Origin of the sequence: Prosthecobacter sp. (assembly GCF_049294395.1) — a bacterium.
Lineage (GTDB): Bacteria > Verrucomicrobiota > Verrucomicrobiia > Verrucomicrobiales > Verrucomicrobiaceae > Prosthecobacter.
Genome location: NZ_JBAQCR010000240.1, coordinates 1 through 18,534 on the forward strand (window position 1 = coordinate 1; position 18,534 = coordinate 18,534).

At 58.7% G+C, this 18,534-nt stretch carries 17 protein-coding genes; 14 read left to right on the forward strand and 3 right to left on the reverse strand.

Going from position 1 to position 18,534, the window contains the following annotated elements; genetic code table 11:
- Window positions 1-132: 132 nt before the first annotated feature.
- The 3 genes from WAW39_RS16400 to WAW39_RS16410 form a co-directional block, all read right to left on the reverse strand.
- On the reverse strand, window positions 133-1,122 hold the full coding sequence (locus WAW39_RS16400) for an aminoglycoside phosphotransferase family protein (protein ID WP_422320263.1): 990 nt from the start codon (window positions 1,120-1,122) through the stop codon (window positions 133-135).
- A 61-nt stretch (window positions 1,123-1,183) separates the two neighbouring features.
- Window positions 1,184-2,104 (reverse strand): sugar phosphate nucleotidyltransferase, encoded by a 921-nt coding sequence (locus tag WAW39_RS16405; protein ID WP_422320264.1) that lies wholly within the window; start codon window positions 2,102-2,104, stop codon window positions 1,184-1,186.
- A gap of 54 nt (window positions 2,105-2,158) precedes the next feature.
- Window positions 2,159-2,869 (reverse strand): hypothetical protein, encoded by a 711-nt coding sequence (locus tag WAW39_RS16410; protein WP_422320265.1) that lies wholly within the window; start codon window positions 2,867-2,869, stop codon window positions 2,159-2,161.
- A 176-nt stretch (window positions 2,870-3,045) separates the two neighbouring features.
- Between WAW39_RS16410 and WAW39_RS16415 the strand changes: the two genes are divergently transcribed.
- The 14 genes from WAW39_RS16415 to WAW39_RS16480 all read left to right on the forward strand — a co-directional run bounded on the left by WAW39_RS16415 (window position 3,046) and on the right by WAW39_RS16480 (window position 18,362).
- Window positions 3,046-3,300 carry a hypothetical protein gene (locus WAW39_RS16415; protein WP_395730981.1) on the forward strand — a complete coding sequence of 85 codons (255 nt, stop codon included), beginning with the start codon at window positions 3,046-3,048 and terminating at the stop codon, window positions 3,298-3,300.
- 201 nt (window positions 3,301-3,501) lie between these two features.
- Window positions 3,502-3,678 carry a hypothetical protein gene (locus WAW39_RS16420; RefSeq protein ID WP_422320266.1) on the forward strand — a complete coding sequence of 59 codons (177 nt, stop codon included), beginning with the start codon at window positions 3,502-3,504 and terminating at the stop codon, window positions 3,676-3,678.
- Window positions 3,679-3,838: 160 nt separating this feature from the next.
- Window positions 3,839-4,279, forward strand: a complete 441-nt coding sequence (locus WAW39_RS16425) for an Rrf2 family transcriptional regulator (protein ID WP_397385209.1) — start codon at window positions 3,839-3,841, stop codon at window positions 4,277-4,279.
- 20 nt (window positions 4,280-4,299) lie between these two features.
- Window positions 4,300-5,649 (forward strand): hypothetical protein, encoded by a 1,350-nt coding sequence (locus WAW39_RS16430; RefSeq protein ID WP_422320267.1) that lies wholly within the window; start codon window positions 4,300-4,302, stop codon window positions 5,647-5,649.
- A gap of 47 nt (window positions 5,650-5,696) precedes the next feature.
- Window positions 5,697-6,098, forward strand: coding sequence for a toxin-antitoxin system YwqK family antitoxin (locus tag WAW39_RS16435; RefSeq protein WP_422320268.1), 402 nt, complete (start codon window positions 5,697-5,699; stop codon window positions 6,096-6,098).
- A gap of 37 nt (window positions 6,099-6,135) precedes the next feature.
- Window positions 6,136-6,846: a TrkA C-terminal domain-containing protein gene (locus tag WAW39_RS16440; RefSeq protein WP_422320269.1), complete on the forward strand. Its 711-nt coding sequence runs from the start codon at window positions 6,136-6,138 to the stop codon at window positions 6,844-6,846.
- Window positions 6,843-7,553, forward strand: coding sequence for an SDR family oxidoreductase (locus tag WAW39_RS16445; RefSeq protein WP_422320270.1), 711 nt, complete (start codon window positions 6,843-6,845; stop codon window positions 7,551-7,553). The genes WAW39_RS16440 and WAW39_RS16445 overlap by 4 nt, the downstream gene beginning before the upstream one ends.
- A 146-nt stretch (window positions 7,554-7,699) precedes the next feature.
- On the forward strand, window positions 7,700-8,494 hold the full coding sequence (locus WAW39_RS16450) for a 3-keto-disaccharide hydrolase (RefSeq protein WP_422320271.1): 795 nt from the start codon (window positions 7,700-7,702) through the stop codon (window positions 8,492-8,494).
- 29 nt (window positions 8,495-8,523) lie between these two features.
- Window positions 8,524-9,828 (forward strand): M20 metallopeptidase family protein, encoded by a 1,305-nt coding sequence (locus WAW39_RS16455; RefSeq protein ID WP_422320272.1) that lies wholly within the window; start codon window positions 8,524-8,526, stop codon window positions 9,826-9,828.
- Window positions 9,829-9,861: 33 nt separating this feature from the next.
- Window positions 9,862-11,793, forward strand: a complete 1,932-nt coding sequence (locus WAW39_RS16460) for an MBL fold metallo-hydrolase (protein ID WP_422320273.1) — start codon at window positions 9,862-9,864, stop codon at window positions 11,791-11,793.
- Window positions 11,790-12,878: a serine hydrolase domain-containing protein gene (locus tag WAW39_RS16465; protein WP_422320274.1), complete on the forward strand. Its 1,089-nt coding sequence runs from the start codon at window positions 11,790-11,792 to the stop codon at window positions 12,876-12,878. Before WAW39_RS16460 ends, WAW39_RS16465 begins: the two co-directional genes overlap by 4 nt.
- 85 nt (window positions 12,879-12,963) lie before the next feature.
- Window positions 12,964-16,005 carry a PSD1 and planctomycete cytochrome C domain-containing protein gene (locus WAW39_RS16470; protein WP_422320275.1) on the forward strand — a complete coding sequence of 1,014 codons (3,042 nt, stop codon included), beginning with the start codon at window positions 12,964-12,966 and terminating at the stop codon, window positions 16,003-16,005.
- Window positions 16,006-16,008: 3 nt separating this feature from the next.
- Window positions 16,009-17,427, forward strand: coding sequence for a DUF1501 domain-containing protein (locus WAW39_RS16475; RefSeq protein WP_422320276.1), 1,419 nt, complete (start codon window positions 16,009-16,011; stop codon window positions 17,425-17,427).
- Window positions 17,424-18,362, forward strand: a complete 939-nt coding sequence (locus tag WAW39_RS16480; protein ID WP_422320277.1) for a DUF6807 family protein — start codon at window positions 17,424-17,426, stop codon at window positions 18,360-18,362. The genes WAW39_RS16475 and WAW39_RS16480 overlap by 4 nt, the downstream gene beginning before the upstream one ends.
- Window positions 18,363-18,534 lie beyond the last annotated feature (172 nt).

Consider the following 18,534-nt stretch of genomic DNA (forward strand, 5'->3'; position numbering starts at 1 on the left):
CACGCGTGCCTTCACCTTTGTCATAGGCGCTGACAATGCGTTCACGTAAATCCAGAGAGAGTGTTGCCATACCACTTTATAGCAGGCCTCTACCCGGATGGCTATATAATTATTTAAAATGCTCTAGTCTGATCACAGCCCGCCGGCAAAAAACGTGCGAAGCTCGTGCAGCCCCTGCCCTTCGGCGCAGACTTCGGCCAGATTCGATACCGCAGCCGGGATGTGCTGCTCGTAGTGCGGTTTGCCAAGATTACGGCTCAGATTGGCATAAGCCCCCAGCGCTTGCATGAGCCGCTGGGCGGCGCAGAGGTAAAAAACTTCACTCAAGTCAGGAAGCGCCAGACTGCGATGCTCGGCATAGTAGCCCAGCAGGCAGGCGCGCTCCGCCTTCGTGAGGCTCACATACGGATCATAAAGCAGCGAGGCGAGGTCGTATTCGGCACGGCCGAGGCGCAGGCCTTGATAGTCAACCAGCCACGCGTCCTCACCGCGAATGAGCACGTTCTGGCTTTGAAAATCCCGATGCACCAGGCAGCGCGGCAGTCCGGCCAGACGGCGGCGGAGCTGCCGGAGCGTTTCATGAGCGGCGTTGTACTCAGCATTGGCAACCTCGCGCCCCAGATAGCCTCCCACAAAGTGCTCGAGGAAATAGCCCTGCTCCCACTCGTAAAGCGCCTCATCAAAGCCGGGTTCCAGCTCGTTGATATCCACCGGTGCGAGGGTGTTTTCACCGACGCCATGAAACTTGGCCGCCTCACGCAGGGTCGCCTGATAAAGGGGTAAACGCCGTTCCCAAGGGTGGTCGTTGAAGGACTGCAGATCGATGCGCCCCAGATCTTCCAGCCAGACACAAAGGCGCTGCTCATCGAAGGCATACACTTGCGGCACATGCGCACCGATTTTCCTCAGCCGATAGGTGGCGGGGACGAACTTCGGATTGTCACGACGCGCCAGGGTGTAAACCATGAGGATCATCGGCTCCCGCTCAGCCTGCCATTTGAGTCGGTAGAAGTGGCGGTCAGAGGCCCCCTTGAGGATCACCTCCACTTCACACGGAGTGCCGTTAAGTTCAGGGAACTGTTCGCGGGTGAAAATGAGCAAAGCCTCGTGTTCGGGGAGCATGGTGGGGAAACGTAGAATGACGAATGCGGACGCTGAATGTCCAACGCAAAGCAATTATCACCTAAAAATCGACGTCTTCAGCACTCCCCGCCGCCGTGATGCCGCTGCGGACGATGCAGCGCTTCAGATCAGCACCTGCTTTAACCCGTCCCCCGGGCCAGACGATGCTGTCTTCCAATTGTGTTCCGGCTTCAATCACGGCTCCAGCACCGATGACATTGATACCACGCAGCACGGCCCCGGCTTCAATTTGTGCCGCTGGATCGATCGCAGGGCCATACATGCCATTCAAAGCTGAATGCGCTGACAAATAGGCCGTGCGGCTGCCCAGATCCCACCAGCTGCCCTCATCAATCACGACGGCACCGAGTTTCGCCCCGGAGCGGAGCATGTTGAGAAAGATGGGGATGACGGACTCGACCTTGCCGGGAGTGATCCAGTCATGAATGGCCGGATCGCAGGCGTAGATGCCGGTGAAGAGGTATTTCCCTTCGTCACCTGTGCCAAGCTTGTTGCGGATGTCGGTGACGAGACCACGCCGGGGATCAAAAGCGATGTGCAACGACGGCCCATGACTGCGCAGCACCAGGGTGACGAGATTACCGTTTTCACGGTGCTCAGTGAGCAGCGGCTTCAATGGCAGGTCAGTGAGAATGTCGCCGTTGTAGACGAGAAAGGGCTCGTTTCCGAGCAGATCACGCACATTGGCTATCCCGCCGGCGGTTTCGAGGCGCACCGGGCTCTCATTTCGGAACTGGATCGGCGTGCCCTTGTAGCTTTGGTCGGGAAAGGCCTCGGCATAAGCTTCCGGGATGTGGTGCGTGTTCACCACCAGACGTGACACGCCCGCCGCCATCAGGTGATCAAATGCATAGGTGATCAACGGCCGGTGAAACACCGGCACCAGCGGCTTCGGAAGCTGCTCCGTCAACGGTTTAAGCCTCTCACCAATGCCTGCGCCCAATACAAATGCCTGTTTCACGCGCGGCATTTACGCGGACACGATGGCGGCGCAAACGGAACTTGCCCCTGAGGATCAAGCAGTTCGCTTCTTTCGCAGCCAGGCGACGAGCCCAACAAGGACTGCCACGGATATCACCACCGGCAGAAAGTATCCTCCATCCGAACCGGTGCCGCACAGCGCGCACATGGGATCTGCGCCGTCCAGCGCATTTGCGGCCTGTACGGAATCCGCCGTGATGGGCGGCGGTGCCTTGGTGCGCGGCGTGAAGGTTTTCAAATCCAGCACGTAGCTCGTTTCACCAGGAAAGAGGATTTGGTAGCGCTCCACTTTCTTGCCCAGGGCGGTGTTGTGATACAGGACGCTCAGTGTTCCCGTCGGCAGGGCCTTGATCGAGTAGCCCGTGCTGCCGGCAGGAAGCTTGGTGCGCCAGGTGCCGGTGAGCATGACCGGGTCTTCTGGCAGTTTAAGCGGGGCATTTTCTGCTGCGGTAAACTCCCAGGCAAGATCAGGCTTCACCTCCACCACGGGATCGAGAACGACCTCGACCACCTTCTTCACATACTCACGGGCCTGAGCCTTGAGTTTTTCCTGCTGTTCCGCCGGGGTGACTCCGAGATCGGCATTGGTAAGGTAGGGGGCCACATTGGGATCCGGCTGGAAGCTGCGCGGGTCGATCTCCACCTGCATCATCCAGTCCCCGTTTTGCTCAAAATGGGCACGCACCGCGACATCTGGCAGCGGATGCGCCAGGCAGGGGGCTGCAAACACCATAAAGGCGAGCATTGAAAGGAGGGCCGGAGACTTCATCCAACCAGCGTGGCACAGCCCGGGCCCATGTGACGAGCTTTTTTCAAAAACCCCACATTTTTTGATTGTCAGGGGGGGCGGCTTTCGTTTTGAATGACTGCAAATCCGATCGGTCACTTCCTGACGGAAAGCTAACCACACTCCAACTCAACATGAAATCCATCCTCACCACCCTCGCCGTCCTCGGCCTCTCCGTGTCCGCCTTCGCAGGCTGCGGCAAAACCGAAACCACCAGCGGCAAGCTCAAGTCCGTTAACGCTGACTCCAAGTCCATCGTGATTGACGCTGGCGGCAAAGACGTCACGCTCACCCTGACCGCTGCCGTCACCGGCGCTGACAAGCTCGTCGGCAAGAAAGTCACCGCCGTCAGCTCCCACAAGAAAGTGGAATCCCTCAAGGAAGGCTGATTCCAGTGAGGTGATTCATTCGCCTTTGAAGCCCGGAAGCGACCCTTCCGGGCTTTTTCATGCCAGGGAACAGAGCCAAGATCTTGGCGAATTTTCAATTATTCTTGAGATTGCATGAAATAACTCGTTTTATTCCCACTCTTAATGCTGCTCAGAGGTCATCCGGCCTTTGTCAGTCACAAGACATACACACCACACACTATGAAATCACTTCTTACTCTTGCCCTCGTCTCCTCCGGTCTCCTGCTGAGCAGCTGCGCCAACGGCCATTGCATCTTCGCCAAGAAGAAAGAGAATTGCTCCTCCTGCTGCACTCCAGCCGCCAAGAAGAGCACCGCCGCCTGCTGCGCCACCCACACTCCCGCCAAGAAGAAGTAATTTCTGGCAGATCGGATCTCAAAGCCCGGAGGGTCAACCTCCGGGCTTTTTTGTCATCGTGTCAGGCCAATTTTGTCCGCCACTGCGCCTCCCTTGTCGCAGTTTGTTTAAACATGCATGCCATATGCAAGTTTAACCCCATGTGCTCGTAAATCGAGGCATGCGACTCAGTCTTTTCTCAGATTACTCCCTGCGCGTGCTTATGTTTGCCGCGCTGAAGGGGGAAACATTTTCCCTCAGCGAAGCCGCTGAAGCCTACGACATCTCGCGGCACCATCTGGTGAAGGTGGTGAACTTCCTGGCCAAGCTCGGCTACCTCGAAACCCGCCGTGGCAGAGGCGGCGGCATCGCTCTGGGCATGCCGCCGGAGGACATCCGCATCGGCATGGTCGTTCGCCGCACGGAGGACACACCTTTCATCGTCGAGTGTTTCGACAAACAGCACAACACCTGCGCAATCAACGGTTCCTGCCGTCTCAAGGGTGCGCTTGCCCAGGCCGTGAACGCCTTTTACGAAACTCTCGACCGCCACACGCTGCGCGATCTTGTCAACGGTTCCGCAGGCAAAGACATGAAAGCAAGGCTGCTGCCGCAGCAGTGACGAATATCCAATCAGCCGCCATGACCTCCCCTGCCTCCAAGTCTCCGACGCAGCTCTCATCCTTCTTGCCGTTGAGTCTGGCCATTTTGGCTTCGTCATTCCTCACCCTCCACGCCGAGGATGAATACGAAAACGCCCCCATCCGCTATTCTGATACCATGCCCAACGACGCTGCTCAGCAGCTCGAAAGCCTGATGGCCGCAGGCAAAGTTAAAATCGACCGTACCGATGCCTGGACCGTTTTGCGCGATGTCATGAAGCAGTTCAACATCCCTCAGGAGTCACAGGTCATGGTCTTCTCCAAGACCAGCAAGCAGAACGACCGCATCAGCCCGCAGACACCGCGCGTGGTCTATTTCGGTGACAACGCCTACGTCGGCTACTGTCTCGGTGGCTCGATCGAGGTTGCCACCATTGATCCGAAGCTCGGCCCCATCTTTTACCTGCTCGATCCTTATGAAGTGCCCGCCAAACCCCTGCACTTTCAGCGAGACAACAGCTGCCTGAGCTGCCACGGCGGCCCCTTCACCCCCGAGGTGCCCGGCGTCATTGTGCGCTCCGTCTATCCCGGCCCTGAAGGCCACCCCATCATGAGCCAGGGTAGCACGGTCGTTGATACGACCACCCCGTTCACCGACCGCTGGGGCGGCTGGTACGTCACCGGCAAGCATGGCAGCATCCTGCACCGCGGCAACGTCACAGCTACCGAGAAAAACGACCAGTCCATCAACATCGACTTCAAAGCCGGCTCCAACATCACCGACCTCGCCAAGTTTTTCGACGTCACTCCCTACAAACGCAAGCAGAGCGACATCGTCGCCCTCATGGTGCTGGAGCATCAGACCAGCGTGCAAAACATCCTCACCAAGGCGAACCACGCCGCCCTGCGTGCCATGCACATGCAGACGAGTCTTCAGCGCGAACTGGGCGAAACCGTCATGAGCGAACCCACCGGCACTGCCCGCCGCATCATTGACCATGCCGCCGAGGACGTCGTCGAAGCCCTGCTCTTCAAAGACGAAGCCTCCCTGCCTGAAGGCGGCATCGAAGGAGATCCCGCCTTCCAGACCGCCTTCACCAAACGCGCCCCGCAGAGCAGCGACGGCCGCAGCCTGAAGGACTTCCAGCTCCTGCACCGCCTGTTCAAGCACCGCTGCAGCTACATGGTTTATTCCCTCACCTTCCAGCACCTCACCGCTCCGCTGAAGCAAACCGTCCTCACCCGCCTCTGGAACATCCTTGATGGCAAGGACACATCCGGCCACTTTGACTACCTCACCACCACCGAACGCGGCCACATCCGCCGCATCCTTGCAGAGACACTGCCCGGAGCACCGGCGGAGTGGAAGAAGGCGCTGGCCTCAAAGTGAGCAGAGCTGCGAGTTGAAAACCCTCGCTCCATCTTCAACCTGCGCGCATGAAACAGCTCCTCACCCTCCTGCTCTGCGCCCTCAGCCTGACTTCCTGCGGAGAAAAACAATCCGCCCCGGTCGAAAAACAGCCGACTGAAGTCGGTTTCGCCGACAAGGAAGTCGAAATGCTCAACGACGGCAAGGAGGCGACCTACAAGGGCAAACCCTACACCGGCCTCATCCGCAACAAACACTCGAACGGCAAGACGGCTGGTGAATACCCTTACATCGACGGCAAGATGCACGGCGTGATGAAGGAATGGTGGGAGAATGGCCAGCAGTCTGCTGAAACCAACTTTGACCACGGCCAGCGCCACGGCCTGAACCGCTACTGGGACATGAAGGGCCATCAGACGAAGGAGCAAATCTACGACCACGACAAATCCCTCAGCGAGAAGCACCTCTGATCCAGCGTCATTTTGAGGTAATCATTCGTCTTCCTTCATGGTCGCCCCTGTCATCGCACTGTTTATCATTGCCCTCGTCTCGCTGCTGGTAGTGCGGGTGGGTTCAACCGCGCTGATGATGACCGGCATCAGCTGGGACACGGCGAGTTTTCAGGCCTACTCCGCTTTTTTCGGGGTCGGATTCACCACCAAAGAGACGGAACTCGTCGTGAACCACCCCGTGCGCCGTCGCATCATCCGAGACCTCATTCTGGCCGGGAATGTGGGACTCACCTCCGCGCTCGCCACGCTCATTGTCACTCTCCTGCAAAGCAGTTCGGGTGGCGACACCATGCTCATGCTCAGCTGGCTCACCGGAGGACTCATCGTGATGCTTTTCATCAGCCGGCTCACCTGGTTTCAAAAAGTGCTCGACCACATCATCCAGCGCACCCTTGAGCGCACCGGCATGGTGCATGCGCTTGATTACGAGCTGCTGTTGCGCATCCAGCACGGCTACGTCGTTTCCGAGATTGAGGTGCCGCCGGGAACCTACCTCGCAGGCCGCACTCTTCGCGAGTCACGCCCCTGGGACCGAGGCGTCGTGATCCTCGCCATCAAGCGCGATGGCCACACCCACTCCGGCATTCCTGCCCGGGACGATATGATCCTGCCTGGCGATGCACTCACCGCCTACGGCAAAGAATCCGCCATTCAGGCAATGACCCAACCCTTGGAACAACAAGGAACCAAAATCAAAGAACCATGAATCTCATCAACCAAGTCTGCGCCGTCACCGGCGGCGCCAAAGGCATCGGTCTCGCCACTGCTCAAGCCCTGCTCGCACGCGGTGCGCGTGTGGCTTTGCTTGATCTCGAAAACGTCACGCTCGATTATCCACATGCATTGTCGATCCGCTGTGATGTCTCACGCGCTGCTGATGTGCAGTCGGCCGTCAATCAAATCACTGAACGACTCGGCCCCATTGACGTCTGGGTGAACAACGCGGGTCTCGCACGTCATCGGTGGATTCCTGACTACACCGAAGAGGAGATCGACCTCATGCTCGCGGTGAACCTCAAAGGCACCATTCTCGGCTCTCAGGCCGCATTGAAAGCCATGATCCCGCACAAGCGCGGCCACATCATCAACGTCATCTCCACCGCCAGCCTGCGCGGCATTCCCAGCGAGACCGTTTACTGCGCCGCGAAGTGGGGCGTGCGCGGCTTCACCCAGGGCCTCGCCGAAGAAGCCGCCGCCCATCGCATCCGCGTCACCGCCATCCTGCCCGGCGGCGTGGACACGGCGTTCTGGGACGATGCCTCCCAGCGCCAGGCACCGAAGCAGCTCTTTCTCAAACCCGAGCACATCGCCAACGGCATTGTGAGCTGCCTTGAAATGGACGATTTCTGCGTTCCCCGTGAGCTCATCCTGCGTTCCCTCGACGACAGCGATTTCTCGGTGAAGCCTGCGTGATCATTGGATACCCGATTGTGCGGCCTTGGCGCACGAAGGGGGCGAACGGCATGTCTGCTGCGCGATGAACCGGCGCAGCACATGCCCGTATGAATTCCTCCCGCCATGCGTTCTCTCAGCATGAATTGAACCTCTGGAGCCATCACATGAACACACTGATTCATTCGCAGGCCTCCCGACGTGATTTCATCAAAACCTCGGCTTTCAGTACCTTGGCCAGCATGATCGCCGCTCGCATATCAGACGGCAAGACGCCGCCATCCGGCGAGGATGGCCAGCGCTTAGGAGGAGAGCTGCCACCCGCAGATTTCATTGCTCTCTTCGATGGACGTACCTGGGCCAATTGGCAGCATGACCCGCATCTCGATGGCGTGTGGGAGATCACGAATGGCACCATCCGCCTGCGCACTGACGAACCACCGCGCGTGGCCGGCAAGGACTACAACCTTTCCACCTCGAAGGAATACAAAGACTTCACCCTGATGATCGACTGGCGGCTTACTGGCAAACCGGTGGTGAAACCGCACCAATGGCTCATGGACGACGGGCAGTTCCATACCGATGCCGCCGGCAAGGTGATCATGAAAGACAACCTCACCTGGGGCGACAGCGGCTTGTTTCTGCGCGGCGCGCGTTCGGCGCAGATCAACATCTGGTGCCAGCCCTGCGGCAGTGGTGAGGTCGGCACCAAGTTCAAGGACGCGCAGGCCACCAAGGAAGAACGGATGAAAACCATGCCCAGCGTTCGCGCCGATAACGGCCCCGGCGAGTGGAATCGCTTCATCATCACGCTGCGTGGGGATCGCGTGGATGTCTCGCTCAACGGCAAGGAGGTGATCCAAGGTGCACGCGTGAAGGACATACCAGCCGAAGGACCGATCACCCTGCAAAACCACAAGGACGGGGTGGAGTTCCGCCACATCTTCATCAAGGAGCTGTAATGCCAGGCTTGTATCACCACCTTTCACCCATGAAGCCGTTCATTTTCGCCCTCATTCTCACCGCCAGCCTGCACGCCGAGGCTCCGCTCGATTCCTTTATTGAGGAGCAACGGCCCTCGTTGATCCAGCTTTATGAGCATCTGCATGCGCACCCCGAGCTTTCGTTTCATGAGGAGAAAACGAGCGCTCGCATGGCGGACGAAATAAGAAAAGCAGGCTTTGAGGTGACAGAAAAGGTTGGCGGTTTTGGCGTGGTGGCCGTGTTAAAAAACGGGCCGGGGCGGACGGTGCTCGTGCGCACGGATCTGGACGGACTGCCAGTGCGCGAGATCGGCTCGGTTCCTTACGCCAGCAAGACGACCACCAAGGATGACGCGGGCAACGAAGTCTCCGTCATGCATGCCTGCGGCCACGACATGCACATGACCTGCTGGATCGGCGTAGCTCGGGCGCTCGCGGCTTCGAAAGATCAATGGAAAGGTACGCTCGTATTCATCGCACAACCGGCGGAGGAACGCGGAATGGGTGCACTGGCGATGATCGAGGACGGCCTGTTTCAACGCTTTCCCAAGCCCGATGTCTGTCTGGCGTTGCATTGCGATTCAAGTCTCGCAACCGGCACCTTCGGTTTCACCAGCGGTCCTGCCACGGCGAGCACCGACACCATTGACATCGTCGTTAAAGGCATCGGCGGTCACGGTGCGATGCCGAACCTGACCAAGGATCCCATCGTGCTCGCCTCGCAGATCGTATTGGCGTTGCAAACGATCGACAGCCGTGAATTGCATCCAGTGGAGCCGGTCGTGATCACCGTGGGCAAATTCATCGGCGGCACCAAGAGCAACATCATCCCCGACAAGGTAGAACTCGGCCTCACCGTGCGCACCACCAGTCCCGAGACACGCAAACAAGTGCTGGATTCGATCAAACGCATTTGCCGTGGTCTAGGCATCGCCGCCGGACTGCCGGAAAATTTGCTCCCGGAAATTTCTTTGGTCGGCCCCGGCACTCCTTCAGTGCACAACGATCCAGCGCTCACCGCACGCGTGACCCAGGTTTGGGTAGATGCCTTCGGCAAAACCAGCCTCATCGAACGCAAGCCCACGATGGCCGGCGAGGATTTCTCCCGTTATGCAATGACCCCCGAAAAGATCCCCGTCTTCCTCGCCTGGCTCGGCACCGTCGCACCCGAAAAGATCGAGCAAGCGAAAGCCACCGGCGAAATCCTGCCCAGCCTGCACTCCCCGTTCTATCGTCCCGAACCAGCGCCCTCGATCACCTTCGGCGTCAAAGCCATGACTCTCGCGGTGCTGAACGAACTCAATCGAGATTGAAGCGAAGCACCCGTTCGCGCCGTTGATAGTCGCATGATCCGCCTCCTCGCCGCATTCTTCATCCTCCGAAGCCTCGCGTTCGCCGAGTTCCAACAACCGGTGCCTGACGTCTTTCTCTGGCAGGACACCTGCAACGTCTATGTGCTGAAGCACGATGACCGCGCCCTGCTCATCAATCTGGGCGATGGCAGTGTGCTGGCTCATTTGGCGGAAATCGGCGTGAAGCAGGTCGATTGGGTTCTCTTCACCGATCATCATCGCGAGCAATGCCAGGGGACATCGAAGCTTGACCGCCAAGCGACCCAAGTCGCCGCACCAAAGGAGGAGCAGGCTTTCTTCGAAACTCCCAATGAGTTTCGCCACTGGAACCCGCGCCTCAGCGATAAATTCACGGTTCATGGCTCCAGCTACCTCCGCCCGCCAGCCCAGCCGGTGAAGATCGACAAGGGACTCGTGGATGGCGACACCTTCACTTGGTATGGCCTCACACTCACCTGCGTGAGCACCCCGGGCCATTCGCCTGGCGGGATGAGTTTCATGCTCAATCAAGGCGGGCGCACGCTGGCCTTCAGCGGCGGCATCATGCATGACGGTGCTAAAATGACCAACTGGTTCGACACCGAGTGGGACTACGGCTTTGCCAAGGGGCTCGATGCGCTCATCTACACAGTGGACAAGCTGATCACACTCAAGCCGGACACCGCCTTGGCATCACAGGGCCTGGTCATCGCGAATGCCACGGCGCAATTCCAGACCTACAAGGACCGACTCACCCAGTTCCGTCCGGATTACGTGCGCGGCTATCCCGTTGAATCATTCGGCAAACGCCCGCAGCACCCGGCAACAAAAACCACCAAGGCCCACTACATTGTGCAGGTGACGCCACACCTCTACATGTTCGGCCCGGAGATGGCGGGAAAGAACTTTGCCATCATCATCGCCGACAGCGGCCATGCTTTGCTGCTGGACTGCGGCCTGTTTCCGAAGCTCGTGCTCGAACGCATCATCAGCGACATGAAGGAGTTTCTGGGGCTGAAACAGATCGACGCCTGCTGGATCTCCCACTCGCACGGAGACCATTTCACACTCTTCCCTGCGCTGAAGGACCATGGCGTGAAATTCTGGACGATGGACACCATCGCTGACAAATGCGAAAACCCGCGCTACTACGACTACCCCGCGATGATCGGCGCCTACAACGCCGGATTTGAGCAGGCCAAGATCGACCGCATCCTCAAAGCAGGTGAGGTGATCGAGTGGGAAGGCTTCAAGCTTCACATCGACTGGATGCCCGGCCAGACCGAGTTTGGAAATGCCCTGTGGCTGGAGCTCGATAGCAAAAAAATCGTCTTCACCGGCGACAACCTTTTTGGCGATCCCGCCGACGCCTCGCAGAACGGCCACGAATGCGTCAACGCACGCAACAGCGCCATCATTGATGAGGGATACCTCGTCGCCGCCAAATACCTGCAAAAGCTCCAGCCCGACATCATCATGGGCGCGCACGGTGTGTTGATGACCGAGCCCAAGGCTTTCATCGAGCGCTATCACGACTGGGCGCAGCGCATCATCCGCGAATACAAGGAGCTGCTGCCCGACGCGAACTATGAGTTTCTCTATGATCCATATTGGGTCAGCGCCTATCCGTATCGTGTGGACCTCCAGAAGCAGAGCACGCAGGAAGTCAGCATTTCTGTGCGTAATTTCCGCGACACTGTGCAGCGGCATCGCATCGCGCTTCAGCTTCCGCCCGGCATCACCGCAGATCCCGCCTTCCTCGAAGGCTCTGTCCCTGCGAAATCACGCCAGAGCTTTAAGATCAAACTCACCGCCAATCCCGCCCAAGTCTCAGCTGGCGTGCAGATGGTGCCCATGGACATCACGCTCGACGACAAGCATTACGGCCAGCTCTTTGATTTCATCATCCAGGCCAAAGAACCCGCAAAAAAAGAAACTGCTCAATGAACCGCCGCTCCATCCTGACCTTGCTGACCGGCCTTGCGGCGACGAAAAGCCACAGCATCACTCCTGACCGCATGCAATCCGCCGCCCAGATCATCCAGCAGCAAGTCGATGCCGGCATTCTCGAATCCGCCGTGCTGCATGTGAGGCAGGGCAAAGACACGTTTCAGCAAGCCTTTGGCCAAGCGGGAAATGCAGATGCTGTTTTTCTTCTCGCATCCATCACGAAAACGATGACAGCAACGGGCGTGATGGTGCTGGCAGATCGCGGAGAACTGCGGCTCAGCGATCCCGCGATGAAATTCATCCCGGAGTTCAACGAAGGTGAACGCAAACAGATCACCATCGAGCAATTGCTCGCGCACACTTCCGGCCTGCCGGATCAACTGGAGAACAACACCCAGTTGCGTTCCCGCCATGCCCCCCTCTCCGAGTTTGTTAAAGGCGCGATCCGCACGCCGCTGCTGTTCACTCCGGGGACGAAGTATCACTACCAAAGCATGGGCATCCTGCTCGCGGCTGAAATTGTGGAGCGCCTCACCAAAACGCCATTACCGGATTTTCTGGCAAAGGAGGTTTTCACACCGCTCGGCATGACTCACACCGCTCTGGGCCTTGGCCGCTTCAAACTGGCAGACACAATCCGCTGCCAGACAGAACACGCGGCGCCCGAATCCGGCGCGGGAGATCCTCAAGCCGCCTCCTGGGACTGGAACAGCCCCTACTGGCGCAATCTCGCGGCACCATGGGGTGGTGCGCACGGCTCCGCCGCCGATGTGGCGCGCTTCCTTGGAGCCTTCATGCGCCCATATGCCAAGATGCTTCGTGAAGAGACGATACGCCTGATGCTGCAAAACCACACCCCGGGCCTCTCCGCCCGTCGAGGCATCGGCTTCGCCTTGGAGCCAGAAGGATTCGGCAAAAGCTGCTCCCAGGAGAGTTTTGGCCACAGCGGGTCGACCGGCACACTCGCCTGGGCCGATCCAGCGACCGACACGACCTGCGTCATTCTCACTTCCCTGCCCTCGCGCATCTCAGCCGAGACGATTTTGCATCCGGTCTCGGATGTGGTGGCCGCAACAGTCTGAAATCTGGGTCTTCACTACCGGATTTCCCATGCGCGATGTGAGAATATCCCATGCTTTGGTTCCGTTCTTTAGATGCACCCTTGTTATGACCAAACCAACCTGTCTTCTTCTGCTTGCCACACTCGGCCTCCACGCCGCCGAACCTCCTGTTCCGGCCAAGATCGAGTTCAATCGCGATGTGCAGCCAATCCTGTCGGACAACTGCTTCTACTGCCATGGCAACGATCCCAAGCACCGGGAGGCTGATCTGCGGCTGGACATCCGCGACGAGGCCGTAAAAGCAGAGGCGTTCATTCCCGGCAAGGCGGCGAAGAGCGAACTCGTCTCGCGCATCCTTACCTCTGATGAAGACGACCTCATGCCGCCGCCGGATTCGCACAAGAAGCTCACGCAGCGGCAGAAGGACATTTTGAAAAAATGGATCGATCAGGGTGCGGCCTATCAGCAGCATTGGTCCTATGAGAAACCGGTGAAGGCGGCGATCCCGGCAGGCAAGAACGGCGTGGACGTGCTGGTGCAGCAGCGTCTCGCGCAGATCGGGCTCAAGCCTTCGCCCCAGGCCGACGCTCGGACTTTGATCCGCAGGCTTTACCTGGATCTGATCGGCATGCCGCCCAAGCCGGAGGAAGTGGCAGCCTTTGAAAAAGACTCATCGCCTGCCGCTTATGCAAAGCTGGTCGAAAGCCTGCTCAAAAATCCACACTACGGCGAGCGCATGGCCATCGGCTGGCTCGATGTCGTGCGCTTTGCCGACACCATCGGCTATCATAGTGACAATCCCCACAACGTGTGGCCTTACCGCGACTACGTCATTCAGTCCTTCAACAGCAATAAACGCTTCGACCGCTTTACCCTCGAACAAATCGCCGGCGATCTCCTGCCAGATGCCACTCAGGAAACTCGAGTCGGCTCCGCATTCAATCGGTTGCTGCTATCCACTGAAGAAGGCGGAGCACAGGCCAAGGACTATGAACAGCGCATGCTCACAGACCGCGTCCGAGCCGTGGGCAATGCTTGGATCGGTCAGACCACCGGCTGCTGCCAGTGCCACGATCACAAATTCGATCCTTGGACTCAGCGTGACTTCTACTCGCTCGGCGCCTTTTTTGCCGACATCAAGGAGCCGATTCTCGGCCGTCGCGAACCCGGCATGATGGTGCTCGATGAAGCAGGTCTGAAGCGTCAGACCGACATCGCGCAGCGCCTAGCTGCACTGCAGGCCGAATTTGCCAAGCCACGCCCCGAACTCGCCCCCGCACAGGCGGAATGGGAAAAGCAGGCGCTGGAGGCCGTGACCGCCAGCGGAATGTGGCAGCCATTGAAACAAGTCACGGCGTCATCAGCCAAGAAAAATGTGGCTCTCAAGGCCGACAAAGAAGGCGTGGTGCGCGCCACCATCGACGCCAAACGCAACGAGCGGAAGCAGAACGACGGCACCGAGACCTACACCCTCACCACCAAGCTGCCGCTGGGCACCACAGGCATCCGCCTTGAAGCGCTCAAGGAAAAGCTGCTCGGCATCGGCCTCGCCTCGAATGGCAACTTCGTTCTCAGCGAAGTCACTCTCACCACAGGCGGAAAGAACAAGCTCCCCGTCACTTTTGCCAGCGCCACGTTTGAGCAAAAGACCTTTCCAGCCGCCACCGCCATCGACGGAATCGCCGACAAAAAAGAAAATGGCTGGGGTGTTCTTGGTGCCACGGGAGCCGACCAATCTCTCTACCTCGAACTCGCCGCGCCTGTCACAGAAGCCAATGCCGCAGTCACTTTGACACTCACCTTTGGCTGGGGAGAAAATCATGAGATCGCCAATCTGCGTCTCAGCAGCACCAGCGCACCCAAGCCCATCCGTGCGCCCGGCACATCCCTCCCGGCTGCCGAAATTGCTGGAATCCTCAAAACAGCGCCGGATAAGCGTACCCCTGAGCAAAAGCAGAAACTCACCGCCGCTTACAAGCAGATCGCTCCTGAACTCAGCGACCTCCGCACAAAGATCGCGACTACCGAAAAGGAGAAGGCGGATTTCGAAAACAACGCGCCCAAGTGCATCGTCTCCATCAGCGACACCAACAAGCGCACGGTGCGCATCCTGCCGCGTGGGAACTGGATGGATGAAAGCGGTGAAGTCGTGAAGGCCGCACTGCCCGGCTACCTGCCAAAGCCCAAAATCGAAGGTCGTGATCTCACCCGCCTCGATCTCGCCCAGTGGCTCGTTTCCAAGGAAAATCCGCTCACCGCCCGCACGGTGATGAACCGCCTGTGGAAACAGTTCTTCGGCACCGGTTTGAGCAAGGTGCTCGATGATCTCGGCGCACAGGGCGAGCCGCCGGTGAATCCCGCGCTGCTCGACTGGATGGCCTGCGAATTCATGGACAGCGGCTGGGACATGCAGCACATGATCCGCGTCATTGTAAGCAGCGCAACCTACCAGCAGGTCTCCACCTCCACGAAGGAACTCACCGCCGCCGATCCCTACAACCGCGAGTGTGCACGCCAGAGCCCGTTCCGTCTGGATGCCGAACTCGTGCGCGATAATGCGCTTACCATCTCCGGCCTGCTAGTCCCCAAAATCGGTGGCCCAAGTGTGAAGCCCTACCAGCCCGCCAAATACTGGGAAAATCTGAACTTCCCCACGCGCGAGTGGCAGAATGACAGCGGTGAAGGTCTGTATCGACGCGGCCTCTACACTTGGTGGCAGCGCAGCTTCACGCATCCGTCCATGCTCGCCTTCGACGCACCAAGTCGTGAGGAATGTGTGGCCGAGCGCAACCGTTCCAACATCCCGCAACAGGCTCTCGTCCTGCTGAACGATCCGACCTATGTCGAAGCCGCCCGCGTCTTTGCCGCTCGCATCCTGACCGAATGCCACGGTGATGCCAGCCAGCGCATCATCTGGGCCGTTCAGCAGGCCTTGCAACGCAAACCCAGCGCGGAAGAACTCAAGACGCTCTCGGCATTGTTTGCCCAACAGCTCGCCGATTATCAAAAGGAACCAGCTGCCGCGACGGAACTGCTCAAAACCGGTGCAGCGCCAGTCTCACCCAATTTAAATTCAAGTGAACTCGCGGCTTGGGCGCACGTCGCGCGCGTGATTTTGAACCTGCACGAAACCATTACGAGGAGCTGAACCATGCACTCGACCTCCGCCCAAACCCGCCGCGCCTTTCTCGGCCGCACCACGCATGGTCTCGGCAGCGTGGCTCTGGCATCGTTTTTGCAGCCGCAGCTTTTGAATGCCGCATCTCGCGGTGTCCTTGGCACCCTGCCGTTGCCGCAAAAAGCCAAGCGTGTCATCTGGCTCACCATGGCCGGTGGCCCCTCGCAGTTGGAGCTCTTCGACCACAAACCGAAGCTGGCGGAGATGGACGGCAAGCCAATGCCGGAGTCATTCACGAAAGGGCAGCAGCTTGCGCAGCTCCAGGGGCAGAAGCTCGTGTGCAAAGGACCGATGTTCCGCTTTCAGAAGTATGGCAAATGCCAGACGGAGCTTTCGGAACTGCTGCCGCACATCGGCGGAGTCGCAGATGACATCTGCCTCGTGCGCTCGATGACGACGGACGCGATCAATCACGATCCAGCTCACATGTTCATGAACACCGGCTCTCAGATCGCCGGCCGCCCTAGCATGGGTTCGTGGGTAACCTACGGCCTCGGCAGCGAGGCGGATGATCTCCCCGGTTTCGTCGTGATGATGTCCACCGGCAAAGGCCGCAATCCGCAGCCCATCGCCGCACGGCAATGGAACAGCGGCTTCCTGCCATCCAAGTATCAAGGCGTGCAGCTGCGCTCGCTCGGCGATCCCGTTCTCTACCTCACCAGCCCAAACGGTGTCACGCGTGAGCGCCAGGGCCGCGATTTTACCGCCATCAATGCGCTCAATAAACAGCATGCCGCTCTCTGCGATGATCCCGAAATCGCCACCCGCATCGCCCAGTATGAAATGGCGTTTCAAATGCAGGCCAGCGTGCCTGAGCTGATGGACATCCGCGGTGAAGGTGCCAAAACACTCGAACTCTACGGCTGTCAGCCCGGTGACGGTTCCTTCGCGTCGAACTGCCTTCTTGCCCGTCGTCTCGCCGAGCGCGGCACCCGTTTTATCCAGCTCTACCATCGTGACTGGGACCACCACAGCCTGCTCAAGGAAGAACTGCCATTGCGTGCCAAAGAAGTAGATCAGGCTTGCGCGGCGCTGATCAAAGATCTCAAGCAGCGCGGCATGTTTGATGACACGCTCATCGTCTTCAGCGGTGAGTTCGGCCGCACGCCCATGGCGCAGGGCAACAAAGGCCCCATCGGCCGGGATCATCACAACAAGGCCATGTCCATGTGGCTCGCGGGTGCGGGCGTCCAGCGCGGCGTCACCTTCGGCAGCACCGATGACCTCGGATATGCCGCACAGGAAAACATCACCACCGTGCACGACCTTCACGCCACGATGCTCCACCAGCTCGGCATCCAGCACGACGCCTTCAGTTTCAAATTCCAAGGCCTCGACGCCAGGCTCTCCGGCGTCGAAGGCGCCAAAGTCATTCAAAAAATTCTCGCATGAAATCCACCCCCCTCATCCTTTTCGCTCTAGCACTCAACGCCGCCGCCTTTGAAATCACGGTCGCGGAAAAAGACCACGTCGATATTTCAAACGGCGGCAAAGTCGTCGCCCGGCTCATGATGGCAAATGATCTGAGCACACCTGATCGCCATCACGACACCTACAAACCCTATCTGCACGTCTTCGATTCCACCGGAGCCGCCCGCCTCACCAAAGGTCCGGGCTTCAACTTCACCCATCATCGCGGCATCTTCCTCGGCTTCAGCAAGATCAGCTATGGTGGCAAATCCTACGACCGCTGGCACATGAAAGGCGGCGATCAGGTCGTGACCAAAATCGAACCCGGCGATTCCAGCTTCACTGCCGTGATCGACTGGCAGGGAGATACCAAAGATGCGTTTTTGACGGAAGAGCGCCACTTCACCTTCTCCACCCCCGCGAAGCCGTTCTATCTCGGCATCGACATGACCAGCGCCATCAAGCCTGTCAGCGGCGAGGCTGAGATGAGTGGCGATCCTGAACACGCCGGTGCGCAGTTCCGCCCTTCCGAACTGGTGGACACCAAAACGACGACCTACATTTTCCCCGGTGAGAACATTGACGCCCACAAGGTCAAGGACCTGCCATGGGCCGCCGAAGTCTTCACCGTGGAGGGCAAAACCTTCACCGTCGTGATTCTCAATCATCCCGACAATCCAAAGGGCACCGCCACCTCAGCCTATCGCGATTACGGCCGCTTCGGCATGTTCCCGAAAGGCAAAGCCACCGCCGAAGCTCCCTTCAAGCTGCACTACCAATGGCTCGTGGCCGAAGGTGATGTGCGCGATGCCGCCGTGTTTCAGCAGGCATGGAATTCCTTTGCAGGCAAGAACGAGCCCGTGCCCGTTCTCACCATCAAAGGCTCTGAGCAGCCGAAGCCGAAAAAGGAGAAATGAGGCGAAAACCACGACGTCAGAAATACCAACTTTGGTCATCGAGCGACTAGGCAGTGTTTTAAAACCAGTTTGAAGGAAAAAAATTGTGCGCCCGGTGAGTTTGAGCCACTGGCAAGTCTCATGTTCAATCAACGATTCTCTTGGTGGGGGCCGCTCAAGCAGCGGCTCTTAA